The following is a 16781-nucleotide window of genomic DNA, read 5'->3' on the forward strand; positions in this document are numbered from 1 at the left end:
CACCACTCCGACTCATCTTGTGCAATGCCTGTGAGTTCAACGGTCCAGAGAGAAAAACTTTTCTCTCTCGACAATTAATCCACCCTGCCTTCCCTACAAGGGAATGGGGGTTTCAAAGCCTCTCCCCCAAACGGGGCTACGATGTACACACAAGTCTTCAAATTACCCAACACCTCACCCTATCGTGACTTTAATCCTTCTCCTTACTAAGGAGAGGGACAGGTTTTGCGTAGCATAAACCAGGGTGAGGTTTTCTTGAGCTATTGGAGAAACCGTAAATTGTGTCTAGAGACACTTATGTGTACACCGTAGCCGAAGTGGGGAGAGGAATGCAAGTGGGCTTTTTGGTATATTCTACGACTTTTCAAACATCCTCTTAAACCTATCAAGATGAGCGTCAGCAATCAAGATGGGAATAACATTGGATTGGCTTATACGAAATAGTCCAAATATATTAAGATGGGTTACTTTTCTGTTCGCCGATTAACTAGGGTAGCGCTAGCTTGGTCAACAGGCATCAGCACAACTTCATTAATATTGACATGGGGCGATCGCGTTACACAAAAAAATATCACATCAGCCACATCATCTGCTGTCAGAGGTGTAACTCCCTGATAGACTTTGTTGGCGCGTTCAGTATCTCCGTGAAAGCGCACCTCGCTAAATTCCGTTTCTACCATACCAGGATCAACAGAAGTTACACGTACCCGCGTTCCCAACAAGTCTTGTTTTAAACCATCAGAAATTGCTCTCACAGCAGCTTTGGTAGCACAGTAGACATTACCACCCGGATAGGTTTGATGTCCAGCAATGGAACCTAAATTTACCACATGACCGCGATCGCGACTCACCATTCCCGGAACAACATAGCGTGAAAGATAAAGTAAACCCTTAATGTTAGTATCAATCATGTCTTCCCAGTCTTGAAAGCTGCCTTCGTGCAACTTGTCTAAACCACGACTTAGACCAGCATTGTTAATCAGAATATCAATTTCAGACCAGGCGGGGGGTAGAGTAGAAATGGCTTCTTCGACAGCGTTGCGATCGCGTACATCTAGCTGTAATAAATGAATTTCAGTAATAAAATCTTTATTGAGAGTATCTGCTAGCTGCTGCAAACGTTCTAACCGTCGTGCTGCTAAGATCAGTTTTGCACCGGCACCAGCGAAGATTCTTGCACAAGCAGTACCAATACCACTACTTGCACCAGTGATCAAAATGATTTGATTTTGTAGGGAAGTCATTGTTAGTAAAAAATCAAGAGTCTAGTGTTAATTTAATTGTCATTGCAAAAGAGCCGTTATTTCTATGAATTACTACATAATCTACGATGGTAATTGTAATCTCTGCGTTACCCTAGTGCAATTGCTAGAAACCTTAGACAAGGGAAAGTTATTTCGCTACGCTCCCATGCAAGATGAGCAGACACTTTTGCAGTGGGGAATTACAGCCCAAGACTGTGAACAGGGGGTTATTTTAATTGATGGCAATGAACCTCAGAGACGTTGGCAAGGTAGTAACGCAGCAGAAGAGATGGGGCGTTTATTGCCAGTAGGAAATATATTTGTAGACACTTATCGAGCCTTACCGGGGATGAAATGGGTAGGCGATCGCTTTTACGAACAAATCCGCGATCATCGTTATACACTCTTCGGTAAGCGTTCTAATACTTATGAATCGTCATATTGCCCGAATGGTAGCTGCAATCCATAAAATAGCTTTAAAATCTAGAGGCTGGAAATGCTCCTGATTGCGGCTCTAGTGCGAATTTGGGAGGCTGAATTTTGAATGCGTGAATTTTGAATTGTTAACTGCTGTGTCTTTTTCTGTCTTCTCTAATTCATAAAGGATTTAAAATATAAAAAATCTCTTTGACCAAAGTGACTCAAACAGCCGTGAATCACAACGGGGCAATACCACAAAGCAGTAAACCAACTTATTACTCCCTGCTAGGACTGCATCCCTCGGCATCGGTAATCGACATTCGCCGCGCTTATCGGCAACTGAGCAAACGCTATCATCCTGATACTACAGATTTGCCGACTGCGATCGCCACTCCCAAATTTCAGCAAATCAACGAAGCCTACTCCACCCTTAGCCATCCAGAACGTCGGTTAAAGTACGATTTAAAAATTGGCTATTCCCGCTTTGGAGTGATTCAACCACCTGCTGATTTGAATCATCCCGTCTCGCGTTCTCATGACTGGTCAAAATCAGCTTACCTCGATCCGAGCGATCGCCCCCTCTCATCTGGCGAAATCTTTGCTTTATTTATGCTGGTGTTAACATTTGTAGGTTGTCTGTTATTAGCAGTTGCCATCGGCTTAACCCGTGGCGATGCTGCTATCCATTCCCATTTGCTACAGCCAACTCCATCTGTACAACAGCATCTTATCCATGTGTTGCAACTAATTATCCCTATGGTAATTAAAAATTAAAAAATTTCCTAATCCAAAATCCAAAATCTAAAATTCCTATGCCTCTTCTTCCCTCTGATACTCCCCTATATAATCATCCTCTGCCACAAATTGAACAGTGGCTAAAAGAGCAAGGCTGTCAACAAGACGATATACAGAGGCATTGTTGGCATATACAGCGGCCCAGTTGGCAAGCTGAATTATGGCTTGATGTTGAGCAAATCGTAGTGCGATATGTCCACTCTGGGGAAAATAGACAAGATATCCAACGCTCATTCAAATATTCCCTGAGTCGGGATGATATAGAACAAGCTGTGTTTTCTGGGCCATAAGGAAGTGCTGAGTAGAGTTCACTGTAAAAAAGGGTACGGAAATCAAGCCGCATTGAAGAAGAATTCAGCTATTCTGAATTCAGGAGCGGAGCTTTCCTTGCTCGTCAGAGGCGAGAACGATCGCACTATGACTGCTGAATGCGATCGCCAGCCTTGTCTTCACTCTCCATCAAGGACACACCATTCTTCCAAAGCTCATACTCGCTAAGATCAATCTCCTGATTCCATACAATCCCATAGCCCCCTTGCTGCGTAGTTTACCGCCGCAGGCATCGCGCCAAAATGATTGAAAGCAATGCCCATCCTACTGAATTACTGACTCCTCACTCCTAACTTCTAACTCCTAACTTGATTTACACTTTCCCAAACCGCCGCTCCCGTTGCTGGTAGGCACACAAGGCGCGGTGAAATTCAGCCCGGTCAAAATCCGGCCAGAGAGTATCGGTGATGTAAATTTCCCCATAAGCCATTTGCCAGAGAAGGAAATTTGAGAGGCGCATTTCTCCACTGGTGCGAATTAACAAATCTGGGTCAGTAATTCCTGCTGTGTACAAGTGGCTCTCAAACACCTGTTCATCAATTTCATCGGGTTGTAGCAAACCTTGCTGAACAAGCTTTGCGATCGCCTGACAAGCTTGTAAAATCTCCTGGCGTCCGCCATAATTAGTTGCTACCGAAAACCGGATACCGCGATTATCCTTGGTTTCTGCCATTGAACGGGATATTTCTTGTTGGAGCGATCGTGGCAAGTCTTGCAAATTTCCCACAAACTTAATTTGCACATTCTCTTCGACCATTTCCCGGAGTTCTTGGCGCAAAACTCTTTGAAACAGAGTCATCAAAAAATCCACCTCTTCCTGTGGTCTTTTCCAATTCTCTGTGGAGAAAGCATAAGCTGTCAGCGCTTGAATTCCCCAATCCTGACAACAGCGAAGTAAATCCTTGAGAGCATCTACTCCTCGCTTATGACCCATAATCCGGGGTAGACCCTGACGTTTAGCCCATCGACCATTGCCATCCATAATCACCGCAATGTGCTGGGGCAATAGTTCTCGTTTTAAGTCAGTAGGCAAATCTTGCAGTTTAGTTTGTTGTCCTGTCATTTTTTATCTCGAGAAGCGGTCGATGGTAATCCGAGTAAACGTGAAACCAGTGCTAGTGTCTTCCCACCTATCTGATGAATAAAACTCAACAAACCAGGAGCAACAGCTTCCCTATCCACGGTTGGGGACAAAAGAGTCTCTAATGACTCTTTCAGCTTCTTAATCGTCAGTGGTCTATTGAGGGTTCCCCGTTCCGCTAAAGAAATGGAACCCGTTTCTTCAGATACAACGACACAAATGCAATTTTCGACCCGCTCAGTAATTCCCATTGCCGCCCGGTGACGTGTTCCCAACTGGCGCGAGGCTGTGCGTCCCGAAAGTGGTAAAATTATACCCGATGACACGATCCGTGAGCCACGAATCAATGTCGCTCCATCGTGTAACAAAGTTTTCGGCTGAAAAATTGTTTGGATTAGTTCCTTAGAAACCTCCGCATTTAGCTTTACTCCTGGCACAGAAAAATCTCGCTCATCAATTGGCCCTGTGGTTTCCAAAATTAGTAAAGCTCCAATGCGGTTTTTTGACAATTCTTTAACAGCCTCGACAATTTCATCAATTACACTATCAGATTTGGGGATTGCCAGACGGTCGGGTTGAAACAACTGACGGAATTCGCCTCGCCCTAATTGCTCCAAAAACCGCCGAAACTCTGACTGTAGAGCAACTGCCATCGCTACAGCACAACCAATCACCAACTTTTCCAGTACAAAACTTAGCAGAAGTAGTCCTAATCTGGCACTTAGTGCTGAGGCTAGCATTAAAATAATAAACCCCCGCACCATCCACAGTGTCCGGCGCTCACTAATAATAACTAGTATCATGTACGTCAGCGCCAGCACTAAGACAATATCCAGAGTCCCAAGTAGCAAGGACTGTGACCATCCTAGGTTTGTCAGCCATTGCTTCCACCAATCTCTCATGACATCTGGATTACACTTTTGCCTCTAATTACATTTAGTCATTAGTCATTAGTTCCTGGCTAATGACCAATGACCCTCCGGGTTCGCCAGTCACCTGCAAAGGAGCCAGCGCGGGAACAGGGGGTTTCCCCCATGAGCGACTGGCGTTGGAAACCCTCCCGCAGTGCTGGAATCACCAAGGACAAATGACTAAATCTTTAGTCTTTCTGGTAGGCGATCTTGTCGAATTAAGTCTTGATAAGTTTCACGTTGCAAAATTAAATTTGCTTCGCCATTCGCCACTACAACTGCTGCCGGTCGGGGCAAGCGGTTGTAGTTAGATGCCATACTGTAATTGTACGCACCAGTTCCCATAACTACCAGAATATCTCCTGGTTCAGTCTTTGGGAGTAGGGCATTTTTAATCAGAATATCTCCTGATTCACAATGTTTACCAGCAATTGTGACTGTTTCGGTTAAGGGAGAAGACATTTTATTGGCAATTACTGCCCGATAAACTGATTGGTAAGTAATCGGGCGGGGATTGTCAGACATTCCTCCATCGATCGCTACGTAGGTACGAATTTCTGGGATATGTTTGGATGAACCAACGGTGTAGGCAGTGACGCAAGCTGTGGCAATGAGCGATCGCCCTGGTTCACTAAGTAATTTCGGCAAAGGCAGATTTTGTGCTACACAACTCTCTTGGATCACTTCACAAATCCCCTTCACCCACTCTTCAATGCTAGGGGGATCGTCTGATTCTATATACTTAATCCCTAAACCGCCACCAACATTTAACTCTGTAATATTTAAACCATACTTCGCAGCATCCCGCAACCACTGCACCATGACAGCCGCCAAATCTTGATGCGGTTGGCGCTCAAAAATTTGGGAACCTATATGAGCGTGTACTCCTACGCAATTAAGGGCAGGTTGTTGACTGACAAAGGTAAAAACTTCATCTAGATCGTTGGGATCAAAGCCAAATTTGCTATCTAAGTGTCCCGTGCGAATATATTCGTGGGTGTGACACTCGATACCGGGAGTTAGCCGTAGCATGATGCGGATTGGAACAGAGGGTTGGGCTATTTCCACAACGGTACGCAACTCATACCAGTTATCAGCCACAATGGTGACACCAGACTCGATCGCTAAAATTAGTTCTTCACGAGATTTATTATTTCCGTGGAGGTAGATTTTATTGGGACTAACGCCCGCTTGCAAGGCGGTGTAGAGTTCGCCCCCAGAAACTACATCGATTCCCAGTCCTTCAGAAGCTGCGATCGCACAAACTGCTAAACAATTCCAAGCTTTTGAGGCGTACAATACTTGAGATTCGCCCTTATAGTATTGCTTAAAAGCATCTCGGTATTGCTGACAAGCCGAACGCAGGGTTTCTTCATCTAAAATATATAAAGGTGAACCAAACTGCTTAACTAGGGTTGTGACATCACACCCACCAATTTCCAGGGAGTCATGATTATGGACTCTGGCAGTTAAGGGTAAAAGTTCCTGATTAGGCGATGGATTTGCCTTGGTGTCGCGCCTTTGAGGTAAATATTGACTTCCAGAATGTTGAACCCCAGTGGGGTGAGTCGATACCATAACTATAAGAATTGTCCTTGTTCAAATTACGGGCTTTGAGTTCGTCTCCTGATTCCCAGTTTACCGGAATTAATGGGTTTAAAGCCCAGAATGTGCTTGTCTAACTCCGTCTAGCAATGACTAGATATGAGTAGGTTTGTGTGAACTTGTAATCTTATTCAATAAATGTGATCTCATTAGACTTAGAAATTCAATTACTGACTCCAGAGCATCTGAATGCATTGTTGGAACTCGATCAAGCCTGTTTTGGCGGTCTATGGACAATGGAGGGTTATCAACGAGAGTTGGACAGTCCCAACAGCGATCTGCTGGGTTTATTTTCCCCTATCTCTAATTCGAGACTGCTGGGAATGGGTTGTTTTTGGTCAATTTTAGACGAAGCCCACATTACAATTTTGGCAGTTCATCCCCAATATCACCGTCAAGGAATGGGTGCGGCTTTATTATATTCACTAATTAAGACAGCTTGCGATCGCAAAATGGAGCGAGCTACCCTGGAAGTGCGAGCTTCCAATTTGGGGGCTATATCTTTATATCAAAAATTTGGCTTTCAAACAGCTGGGCGGCGTCGGCGTTACTACCAAGATAATGATGAGGATGCGCTGATTCTTTGGCTCCCAAATTTACAATACCCCAAATTTCAAGCAACTTTAGAGCAGTGGCATTCCATGATCAGCGATCGCCTAGACAAATCCTCTTGGCACTTGCTTTTTAAGTAGTTCGGGATTATTAATTTGGAATGATCGGGGCTGGGGATCGGCTTCAGCAAAAAAATACCGCTTTGCTGCGCCTATTTTTATTTAAATAAGTTATGTAAATATAAGATTTGATAATAAATATATATATATTGATTTTTTGCTTGATCTTCAAAAATAGATATGTTACAAATAAGTGTTTGGGATTAAGTAAAAAACTCTCAACTTCAGCAGTCAGCTATTTGTAATAAATCCCAAAAAGGCTGGTGAACTAAAGCTCCTCAGTACACTAGCCAGATAAAAGTAGTTAATAGTTAACAATTAGCCCATCAACCCAAGTCATAGCTTCAGGATGTCTATAATCTGTTATACAGGCATCCAAAAGCTTTGCCTGTGCTAAAATCAGCATACCGGCACGACCGCAGGTGATGGGAAAAATGCCATGTTTGAACGCTTCACAGAAAAAGCCATTAAGGTAATCATGCTGGCCCAAGAAGAGGCCCGCCGTTTAGGTCACAACTTTGTCGGAACCGAGCAGATCCTCTTGGGTTTGATTGGTGAAGGCACTGGAGTGGCCGCCAAGGTGCTGAAATCAATGGGCGTCAATCTCAAAGATGCTCGAATTGAAGTTGAAAAAATTATCGGACGGGGATCAGGCTTTGTTGCCGTGGAAATTCCGTTTACGCCACGGGCAAAGCGAGTTCTAGAACTCTCCTTGGAAGAAGCACGCCAACTGGGGCATAACTACATTGGTACCGAGCATCTGCTGTTGGGCTTAATCCGCGAAGGGGAAGGCGTAGCAGCCCGGGTGCTAGAAAACCTCGGTGTGGATCTATCTAAGGTAAGAACCCAAGTCATCCGCATGTTGGGAGAAACTGCCGAAGTTTCACCAGGCGGTTCATCCGGGCGCACAAAAACCCCGACTCTGGATGAATTTGGCTCAAACCTGACCCAGATGGCAATGGACAATAAGCTCGATCCAGTGGTGGGACGCGCCAAGGAAATTGAGCGAGTGATCCAGATTTTGGGTCGCCGGACTAAAAATAACCCAGTGCTGATTGGGGAACCAGGGGTAGGTAAAACTGCGATCGCTGAAGGATTAGCTTCACGCATTGCCGCTAAAGATATCCCTGACATCCTAGAAGATAAACGCGTTGTCACCCTAGATATTGGTTTGCTCGTAGCAGGCACGAAGTACCGGGGTGAATTTGAAGAACGCTTGAAAAAAATCATGGATGAAATCCGCTCTGCGGGTAATGTCATTCTCGTGATTGATGAGGTACACACCTTAATTGGTGCGGGTGCGGCAGAAGGTGCGATTGACGCAGCGAATATCCTCAAGCCAGCTTTGGCCAGGGGTGAGTTGCAGTGCATTGGTGCTACAACCCTAGATGAATACCGGAAGCACATCGAGCGAGATGCAGCACTGGAGCGGCGTTTCCAACCAGTAATGGTTGGCGAACCTACAGTTGATGAAACAATTGAAATTTTATATGGTCTGCGCGAACGCTACGAGCAACACCATAAACTGAAAATCTCCGACGAAGCATTGGTAGCGGCGGCGAAGTTATCAGATCGTTACATTAGCGATCGCTTCCTCCCAGATAAAGCCATCGACTTGGTTGATGAAGCAGGTTCTAGGGTGCGCTTGATTAACTCCCAGCTGCCACCCGCAGCCAAAGAGTTAGACAAAGAGCTGCGTCAGATATTAAAAGAAAAAGATGATGCGGTGCGCTCTCAAGACTTTGACAAAGCTGGAGAATTGCGCGATCGCGAGATGGAAATTAAAGCCGAAATTCGGGCGATCGCTCAAAGCAAGACCAATGCAACTGGCACAGAAGGTGATGAACCTGTAGTTACAGAAGAAGACATTGCTCACATTGTCGCTTCCTGGACTGGGGTACCGGTGAACAAACTCACCGAATCGGAATCTGAAAAGCTGCTGCACATGGAAGACACCTTGCATCAGCGTTTAATCGGTCAAGATGAAGCTGTCAGAGCAGTTTCACGGGCAATTCGTCGCGCTCGTGTTGGTTTAAAAAATCCCAATCGACCCATAGCTAGCTTTGTCTTCTCTGGGCCGACTGGTGTAGGTAAAACCGAGTTGGCGAAGTCCTTGGCTGCATACTTCTTCGGTTCCGAAGAAGCGATGATCCGCTTGGATATGTCCGAATACATGGAGCGTCACACCGTCAGCAAGCTGATTGGTTCGCCTCCAGGTTATGTTGGTTATAACGAAGGTGGTCAGCTAACCGAAGCCGTGCGGCGGCGTCCTTACACCGTGGTGTTGTTCGACGAAATCGAAAAAGCACACCCCGATGTATTCAATATGCTGCTGCAAATTTTGGAAGATGGTCGGTTAACCGATGCCAAAGGTCGCACGGTGGACTTTAAGAACACCTTGCTGATTTTAACTTCCAATATTGGTTCTAAGGTAATTGAAAAAGGCGGTAGTGGTATCGGCTTTGAGTTCTCCGAAGATGCCACCGAGTCAACTTACAATCGGATTCGCTCATTGGTGAACGAAGAATTGAAGCAATACTTCCGTCCAGAGTTCCTCAACCGACTCGATGAAATTATCGTCTTCCGTCAGTTGAGCAAGCCGGAGGTAACACAAATCGCCGAAATTATGCTGAAGGAAGTATTTGGTCGTCTGACGGAAAAGGGTATCACCTTAGAAGTCACCGATCGCTTCAAGGATCGGTTGATCACTGAAGGTTACAGTCCCAGCTACGGCGCAAGGCCGTTACGTCGAGCGATTATGCGCCTGTTAGAAGATAGCCTAGCAGAAGAAATTCTGTCTGGGCGCATTAAAGATGGCGATACTGCGATCGTTGATGTGGATGAAAATGGCGTTGTGCAAGTTAGTTCTGAACAGCGTCGGGAATTGTTACCCCAAGGCGTTGAGTAAGATTTAGGGTTTGGGATTTAATTCTCAAATAGAAAATTAGCAAACGGTAGAGTATTTATTACTCTACCGTTTTTTTCACATATCGTTACCATGTTAGATTGATCAGATAAGCACTAAAAGTTGTTCCAAGCTATGACCTTCAGTGATGTAGTTGAAGCAATTAAAAGTCTTTCCAGTGAAGAAAAGTTAGAAATTCAACTGTTATTGCAGCAATATCTACGGGAAGAAAGGCGTGAAGAAATTTATCAAAATTTTCAGGCGGCGCAAGTAGAACATCAAAATAGTGAACTAAAGTTTTCCTCAAATATCGATGAACTGAGACAACTGCTAGAAGAGTGATGTTAAAAGTAAGTTTCAGCTCTTTATTTAAACGTGCTTTTAAAAAGCGAATTCAAAGGAACGTAGATTTAGAAGCACGGTTTTGGCAAAAGTTGCAGCAGTTTACAGCAGATCCATTTGATCAGGGTTTAAAAACTCATAAGTTGTTAAGTAAGCTTAAAGACTTATGGAGTTTTAGTGTAGATTCTGACCAGAGAGTAGTTTTTTACTTTACAGATGATGGCAATGCTGTGTTTGTAGATATTGGTAGTCACGATGAGGTTTACTAAGTAAAATCTATTAACAGGCGGATAAAAATCAATATTCAAAAAACGGTAGAAGACAAAACTTATCTACCGTTTTTTTGTTACCTACCAATACGATAAAAACACAAATAGCAGATAAATCTAACCTTATTCCTTCTATAATTTCTGCTTCACTGTTAATTATGCTCTGTCTGCGGGAAAACTAAGAATAGGCGCTTAAGTCGCTGTAAGCATTTGAGTAAGAGTAAAGCAGAGTATGGATAGCGGTTTACAGATTGACAATGTTCAAAGGTTTGTAGAAGTAATTGGGGATAACGATAACCTCTGGAAGCTGCTGCATAAAAGAGAAGTTAGCCGTCTTAAAGAAGAAGTTAAATATAATGATCCGAAACGAAACATATCAGGAATAAAGTATTATACTCAAGGAAAAGTTTCCGCAGTACATATTCTAGAAAAATCAGACCTGTCAATCGAGATAGAATACAGAGATGGATTAGTTTTTAGATATAAAAAAGACCAATTTATTAGAAAATTTAGCAAGATATTACCATCTTTTTTTCGGAAAGAACTTTTTGAATTAGTCCAAAGGGAGCAAGAAACAAGGAACGCACAAATACGCCAAGCAGAAAAACAGGTTTTACTTGAAAACTTAAAAGACCAATTTGAGGAAGATTTTCTCAATGTTGAGAGTTTTTATCAAACTCAATGTAGTGAACACATATCGTTTAGAGAGTACAAAACTGAAAAGTTAAGTTATGTGCAATCTTGGTTAAAAAGCAACTTGAACTCTTCATCTGATCTTGAGCAAGCAGAAGCAATTGGTGCTGTTGAAGGTCATATCCAAGTAGTAGCACGGGCTGGAAGTGGCAAAACTTCAACTTTGGTAAATCGAGCTTTATTTTTACAAAAACATTGTGGTGTTGCACCCAGTGAAATGTTGATTTTAGCCTTTAACCGCAAGGCTGCGGAGGAGATACGAGAGCGCCTCACTCTACAATTACAAAGCTCTATTCCTCATGTAATGACTTTCCATGCATTAGCATACGCTTTAGTTCATCCAGAAAAAAGTATTCTTTTCAATGAACGAGATGGACAACAAAACCAAGCCCAAGCTTTACAAGCTGTAATTTATGAGTATCACCGCAAGCCAGATGTTTATGAAAAAATTCGCGCTTTGATGATGGCGAACTTTCGTGAAGACTGGGAGCGCATCGCTTGGGGTGGCTACGATAAAAGTCCTGAAGAAATGTTGCGTTACCGTCGCTCATTACCAAGAGAAGGGCTTGATGGAAAGTACTACAAGTCTTTTGGCGAGAAAGTAATTGCCAATTTTTTATTGGAACACAATATTACATACAAATACGAGCGTAACTTTTGGTGGAATGACATTAATTATCGCCCTGATTTTACGATTTTTACTGGAGAAAATCAGGGGATAGTTATTGAATATTTTGGACTCGAAGGTGATCCTGATTACGATATAATGTCGGAACAAAAGCGAGAATATTGGCGAAATCATCCTAACTGGCATTTTGTGGAATTATCCCCGACAACCCTCAGATTTGAGGGAGTAGAAGATTTTTGTGCTTTACTTAAGCGATGTCTTGAAAGTTATGGTGTTAGGTGCGATCGCTTGAGTGAAGATGAGATTTGGGAGAAAATTAGACTTAGAGCTATAGACCGCTTTACCAAAGTAGTAGGGGGATTTATTCAGCGTTGTCGTAAACTGTCCCTCACTTCAAAAGAGCTAGCTAAAATGGTTGATAACCATAACTCTATTAGTGATGTTGAGCAACGTTTTTTAGAACTTGCACAAAAATTTTATCAGTCTTATTTGGAATATCTTCAGGCAACAGGCGAGGATGATTTTGATGGACTAATGCAAAAAGCTGCCGCAGTTATCGCATCAGGACAAACTGTATTTCGTCGTAAATCTGGCACTGGCGATTTAAAGTTTCTTCGATACATACTCATTGATGAATATCAAGACTTTTCAGAACTTTTCCACCATTTAATAGAAGCAATTAGAAAACAAAATCCTCAAGCACAATTTTTCTGCGTAGGTGATGACTGGCAAGCAATTAATGGTTTTGCTGGTTCTGACCTTCGGTTTTACCAGAATTTCGCGCAGTTTTTCCAGCCTTCGCAAAAACTCAATATTGCGACTAATTACCGTTCAGCTACTTCAATTGTCAATATCGGTAATACATTGATGCAGGGATTGGGTACTCCTGCTCGTGCCCATAAAAGCATATTTGGAACAGTTGAGATTGCCGACATAGGACAATTTGATCCAACTCCAAAGGAACAAGAGCAGCATCCAGGGGACAGTATAACGCCTGCCATATTGCGCTTAGTAGACAAGATTATAAAAGATGGAAAAAATGTGGTTTTACTCAGCCGCAAGAATAGTTTGCCTTGGTATGTGAATTATGGTAAACATGCATCAAAAGATAGCGGACTCGACAGATTCTTAAACTTGATACACTCCTACCTTCCTGAAGAATCAAGAAATGCTGTAACTATATCAACTGCTCACAAGTATAAAGGTCTTCAGAAAGATGTTGTTATAATACTCGATGCTGTCCCTCGTTGTTACCCATTAATACACCCCGATTTGATGTTCAGCCGTGTTTTTGGTGATACCATTGAGCGAGTAGTTGATGACGAGCGTCGTCTTTTTTACGTTGCCTTAACTCGTGCAGTAGAGCATTTATTTATTGTTACAGAAACGAAAAACTTGTCACCTTTCGTTGAGGAATTAAAAAGTAGGACAAGAATTAACTTACTTGATTGGTTAGATTATCCGCCTTTTGTTGGAAGCATACAGCACATTACTGTTAAAGTCGGCAATCAGGCTGGAAAAGGTGGAAATGGCACTTACGCGCTTAAAGATTTGCTCAACGCTCAAGGCTATAGCTGGAGGACAATTAAATGGTCAGCCTGGTGTTGTACCTATCCTGCACAGGATTTCTCAATACAAAAATATTTTGATAACGCTCAGTGGATTTCTCATGCTGCTGGTATTGAGGTGCGATTTTATGACGATTTAGAGAATATGCTGGCGAAGTATTATGTTGACTCTGGACAATGTATTGCGGTAATTAATAATATTTCTAAGTCGATTTAGATATAAACTGTTGGTAAAAGTTGGAGCATTTTATTGAGAGTTAAGATGCACTAGGAAAGATGCGATCGCCTTTCGCAGATGGTAGCCGTATTCTACTTTACTATGGGGAGATAAAAGTTAATGCAGACGAGCAATACCACGTCATCCCCCGCACAAGACCAAGTGAAGAATAACTGGGAATTTACAGAAGTATGGATAGATCCAATGTTATCTCCTCCATATATTCTTTTACTGCTTTGCAACAGTGAAGATAACTGTCAAGTTTATGATCCGGCACAGGGTTATAAAGTTGTATTTTCTAGTAATGACTATGATGCAGCCAAGTCATGGTTACTAGAAGATGAGTATGAACCAATTGAAGGTAGGCTTTTAGCTGCGGAATTAGCCGCTTAGAACTTAATACTAAAACTATGAAAATTTTCACTGCAATTGTTGAACGAGATTCTGATACGAAGCTCTATGTCGGCTATGTTCCCGGATTTCCTGGAGCGCACTCCCAAGCAGAAACATTGGATGAATTACAAGAGAATCTGCGTGAGGTGATTGAAATGCTTCTGGAGGATGAGGATTTAGCATTCGAGACAGAGTTTATTGGTACACAACAAATTGTGATTCAGTAGATTATGAGCAAGATCCCCATTTTGAAACCAAAGGAGGTTATTCGGATACTAGAAAACCTTGGGTTTGTGGAGGTGCGTCAGAAAGGTTCACATAAGCAGTTTCGCCACGAAGATGGTCGAGGAACAACCGTACCTTTTCACAAAGGACGTGATATTTCACCTAGATTGCTACGACAAATTGCAAGTGACATTGGTTTGACCGTTGAAGAAATGTTGCAGTAGCAGTAAAACTAATGCTTTGTTCTACCAGATAGCCGAAACTTCTGGTGCTAAGTTTAGCGACATTATGAAAATGTTCTTTGTTTTTATTCTTAGCTAAACTGCATTGCATTATAGCTTGATAGTAGAATTAGTACACACCGTAAACCAAGGAGCAAGAACGAACGTGCAAGCCATACTTTTAAGCAGCGAAGAAGTTGGACGACGCGCCAGAGAACTATATGAAAACAGCATTCGTCAACAAGTGGAACGAGAAGAAAACATCGGTAAGATGGTGATTATTGATATAGAAACAGGTGAATACGCAGTTGACAAAATAGGTATAGAATCAGCGCGATATTTACGTAATAAACACCCATTTGCTCGACTTTTTGGTATTCGCATTGGTTACAAAGTTGCTGTTTCCTTCAGTGGTGAGATGGAGCGTGATTATCGGTGATTTCTGGTATTGTCAAGAACGGACGCGCAACCGTTAATATCATATTTCGACTGCCCAATCAACCAGATTTTACTATTGAATTTGTTATCGATACAGGTTTTACAGAATTTATTTCCCTACCCCCAGCAGCAGTTACTCTGTTGGGTTTTTCATTTGTGTATGATATGTATGCAAATTTAGCTGACAATAGTAATGTAATCTTGCCAGTACATCAAGCTACCATTATTTGGAATGGAGAAGAACGGGAAGTGAATGTACTTGCTACAGGACGGCTACCTCTATTAGGTGCAGCTTTACTTGACGAGCATGAACTTCTCATACAGTTTATCGAGGGAGGTTTAGTAACAATTGATGAATTGTAGTTGCTTTATGGATATATTGGCTTTCTATCAATAGCAATGAGAATTATTACCCCAAAGATTTGAATAGGATTTAAAATTTTAGCTTTATCGTTACCATGTTAGATTGATCGGATAACCACTAAAAGGTATTCCAAATCATGACCTTCAGTGATGTAGTTGAAGCAATTAAAAGTCTTTCCAGTGAAGAAAAGTTAGAAATTCAACTGTTATTACAGCAATATCTACGGGAAGAAAGGCGTGAAGAGATTTATCAAAATTTTCAGCCGGCGCAAGTAGAACAGCAAAATAGTCAACTAAAGTTTTCCTCAAATATAGATGAACTGAGAAATTTGATTTTTCAAATACACGTAGGATGCGTTAGCAAAGCGTAACGTACTCCATGCTAATGCACCCTACATATACTTAGATTTTTTCAAAAATCAAATCGGATTGCTATATTTGATAACTAATAGATTAGACCTCTTGCAAAAGTCCCAAACACCTCAGCCTTAATCCCCTCCTCGCTTGCGGGGAGGGGAGACAAAGCGTAGCTTTGGCGGGGTGGGGTTCTTATTTCTGATTTATGTAAGAAGTCTATTAATTAACAGCTTGAGTAGTAACACTTAAAAAAAACTCAATTCAACAAAGGATAAAATAAGTGTTTTTACTAAGGCTATTTGTAAAATAAATACATAATAATTAAAGAGTGAATCTGTAATAGTTTAAATAGCAGCTTTTCATTAATATCAGTCAGGGATGAATACATCTCAAAAAATCAGGTGATATTAAAAAGCTAATTTTCGAGTAATGTTTTCAGTACATTGCTACCAATTTTATACAGATTTTTTGCACCTTTGCATACAACAATTATCTCGATAGGACAATTTAGAAATGACAATTACATTAACAAAAGGTCAACGTATCTCACTTGAGAAAGTTGCACCAGGTTTATCCGAAGTGTTTGTTGGTTTAGGATGGGATGTGAAAGCCACAGACACTGGTCAAGACTTTGATTTAGATGCATCTGTCTTTCTATTAAATGCAAATGGAAAGCTGATTTCTGATGCTCACGTCATCTTTTATAACAACCAAACAAGTCCCGATCCAGAGAAATCAGTTGAACATACTGGAGATAATCTCACAGGCGCTGGTGAAGGAGATGATGAAGTCATCAAAATTAATCTCAAAAAAGTTCCTGCTGATATTCAAACAATTCTAATTGCAGTGACGATTCATGAAGCCGAGGTGCGGCGTCAGAATTTTGGTCAGGTGCAAAATGCGTTTGTGCGAGTTGTTAATTCTCAAACTAATGAAGAAGTTGTTCGCTACGATCTTGTGGAGGACTACTCCACAGAAACATCGATGATTATGGCTGAACTTTACATCAAAGATAGTGAATGGCGTCTCAACGCTGTAGGTTCTGGTTATCAAGGTGGCTTACAAGCACTTCTTGAACGCTACAAATAGGCAACTATTGCAGAGA

Annotated in this window: 21 protein-coding genes; 17 read left to right on the forward strand and 4 right to left on the reverse strand. The window is 42.1% G+C overall.

Annotation, left to right across the window (positions count from 1 at the left end; all coding sequences use genetic code 11):
- Positions 1-188: hypothetical protein (locus V7K31_RS01505; protein ID WP_335092167.1), on the forward strand; the 188-nt coding region annotated here is incomplete at its 5' end.
- A gap of 276 nt (positions 189-464) precedes the next feature.
- Here V7K31_RS01505 and V7K31_RS01510 read toward each other — a convergent pair.
- The gene (locus V7K31_RS01510; protein WP_335092168.1) at positions 465-1244 is read right to left on the reverse strand and encodes an SDR family oxidoreductase; all 780 of its coding nucleotides are present in this window, start codon (positions 1242-1244) and stop codon (positions 465-467) included.
- Positions 1245-1308: 64 nt separating this feature from the next.
- Here V7K31_RS01510 and V7K31_RS01515 point away from each other — a divergent pair, with 64 nt between their 5' ends.
- From V7K31_RS01515 to V7K31_RS01525, 3 genes are all read left to right on the forward strand, one after another.
- The gene (locus V7K31_RS01515; RefSeq protein ID WP_335092169.1) at positions 1309-1713 is read left to right on the forward strand and encodes a thiol-disulfide oxidoreductase DCC family protein; all 405 of its coding nucleotides are present in this window, start codon (positions 1309-1311) and stop codon (positions 1711-1713) included.
- Between the two features lie 167 nt (positions 1714-1880).
- On the forward strand, positions 1881-2438 hold the full coding sequence (locus V7K31_RS01520) for a J domain-containing protein (protein ID WP_442941187.1): 558 nt from the start codon (positions 1881-1883) through the stop codon (positions 2436-2438).
- Positions 2439-2476: 38 nt separating this feature from the next.
- A complete protein-coding gene (locus V7K31_RS01525) occupies positions 2477-2749 on the forward strand; it encodes a DUF3143 domain-containing protein (RefSeq protein ID WP_335092170.1) in 273 nt (90 codons plus the stop codon).
- A 353-nt stretch (positions 2750-3102) separates the two neighbouring features.
- On the opposite strand, the gene V7K31_RS01530 is transcribed toward V7K31_RS01525, so the two are convergent.
- The 3 genes from V7K31_RS01530 to lysA form a co-directional block, all read right to left on the reverse strand.
- Entirely contained in the window at positions 3103-3852 is a 750-nt protein-coding gene (locus V7K31_RS01530; RefSeq protein WP_335092171.1) for an isoprenyl transferase, read from the reverse strand.
- The gene (gene cdaA, locus V7K31_RS01535) at positions 3849-4772 is read right to left on the reverse strand and encodes a diadenylate cyclase CdaA (RefSeq protein ID WP_335092172.1); all 924 of its coding nucleotides are present in this window, start codon (positions 4770-4772) and stop codon (positions 3849-3851) included. The genes V7K31_RS01530 and cdaA overlap by 4 nt, the downstream gene beginning before the upstream one ends.
- Positions 4773-4961: 189 nt before the next feature.
- A complete protein-coding gene (lysA, locus tag V7K31_RS01540) occupies positions 4962-6359 on the reverse strand; it encodes a diaminopimelate decarboxylase (protein WP_335092173.1) in 1398 nt (465 codons plus the stop codon).
- 167 nt (positions 6360-6526) lie between these two features.
- On the opposite strand from lysA, the gene rimI reads away from it, so the two are divergent.
- The 13 genes from rimI to V7K31_RS01600 all read left to right on the forward strand — a co-directional run bounded on the left by rimI (position 6527) and on the right by V7K31_RS01600 (position 16765).
- Positions 6527-7078: a ribosomal protein S18-alanine N-acetyltransferase gene (gene rimI, locus V7K31_RS01545; RefSeq protein ID WP_335092174.1), complete on the forward strand. Its 552-nt coding sequence runs from the start codon at positions 6527-6529 to the stop codon at positions 7076-7078.
- Positions 7079-7496: 418 nt separating this feature from the next.
- The gene (locus V7K31_RS01550) at positions 7497-9965 is read left to right on the forward strand and encodes an ATP-dependent Clp protease ATP-binding subunit (RefSeq protein ID WP_334948026.1); all 2469 of its coding nucleotides are present in this window, start codon (positions 7497-7499) and stop codon (positions 9963-9965) included.
- A 132-nt stretch (positions 9966-10097) separates the two neighbouring features.
- Positions 10098-10304, forward strand: a complete 207-nt coding sequence (locus tag V7K31_RS01555; RefSeq protein WP_196523526.1) for a hypothetical protein — start codon at positions 10098-10100, stop codon at positions 10302-10304.
- Positions 10304-10573, forward strand: a complete 270-nt coding sequence (locus V7K31_RS01560; RefSeq protein WP_335092175.1) for a type II toxin-antitoxin system RelE/ParE family toxin — start codon at positions 10304-10306, stop codon at positions 10571-10573. Before V7K31_RS01555 ends, V7K31_RS01560 begins: the two co-directional genes overlap by 1 nt.
- A 232-nt stretch (positions 10574-10805) precedes the next feature.
- On the forward strand, positions 10806-13679 hold the full coding sequence (locus V7K31_RS01565; RefSeq protein ID WP_335092177.1) for a UvrD-helicase domain-containing protein: 2874 nt from the start codon (positions 10806-10808) through the stop codon (positions 13677-13679).
- Positions 13680-13738: 59 nt separating this feature from the next.
- Positions 13739-13852 (forward strand): DUF6972 family protein, encoded by a 114-nt coding sequence (locus V7K31_RS31730; protein ID WP_442941182.1) that lies wholly within the window; start codon positions 13739-13741, stop codon positions 13850-13852.
- Positions 13800-14072: a hypothetical protein gene (locus V7K31_RS01570; protein WP_335092178.1), complete on the forward strand. Its 273-nt coding sequence runs from the start codon at positions 13800-13802 to the stop codon at positions 14070-14072. Before V7K31_RS31730 ends, V7K31_RS01570 begins: the two co-directional genes overlap by 53 nt.
- 17 nt (positions 14073-14089) lie before the next feature.
- Entirely contained in the window at positions 14090-14299 is a 210-nt protein-coding gene (locus V7K31_RS01575; protein WP_334833584.1) for a type II toxin-antitoxin system HicB family antitoxin, read from the forward strand.
- A 3-nt stretch (positions 14300-14302) separates the two neighbouring features.
- A complete protein-coding gene (locus V7K31_RS01580; RefSeq protein ID WP_335092180.1) occupies positions 14303-14521 on the forward strand; it encodes a type II toxin-antitoxin system HicA family toxin in 219 nt (72 codons plus the stop codon).
- Positions 14522-14684: 163 nt separating this feature from the next.
- The gene (locus tag V7K31_RS01585; protein ID WP_335092181.1) at positions 14685-14957 is read left to right on the forward strand and encodes a hypothetical protein; all 273 of its coding nucleotides are present in this window, start codon (positions 14685-14687) and stop codon (positions 14955-14957) included.
- Positions 14954-15319 carry a clan AA aspartic protease gene (locus V7K31_RS01590; RefSeq protein WP_335092184.1) on the forward strand — a complete coding sequence of 122 codons (366 nt, stop codon included), beginning with the start codon at positions 14954-14956 and terminating at the stop codon, positions 15317-15319. The genes V7K31_RS01585 and V7K31_RS01590 overlap by 4 nt, the downstream gene beginning before the upstream one ends.
- A 137-nt stretch (positions 15320-15456) precedes the next feature.
- A complete protein-coding gene (locus V7K31_RS01595) occupies positions 15457-15690 on the forward strand; it encodes a hypothetical protein (protein WP_335092186.1) in 234 nt (77 codons plus the stop codon).
- A 499-nt stretch (positions 15691-16189) separates the two neighbouring features.
- Positions 16190-16765: a TerD family protein gene (locus V7K31_RS01600; RefSeq protein WP_335092187.1), complete on the forward strand. Its 576-nt coding sequence runs from the start codon at positions 16190-16192 to the stop codon at positions 16763-16765.
- Positions 16766-16781: the final 16 nt, after the last annotated feature.

Origin of the sequence: Nostoc sp., from assembly GCF_036917675.1 — a bacterium.
Classification (GTDB): Bacteria; Cyanobacteriota; Cyanobacteriia; order Cyanobacteriales; family Nostocaceae; genus Nostoc.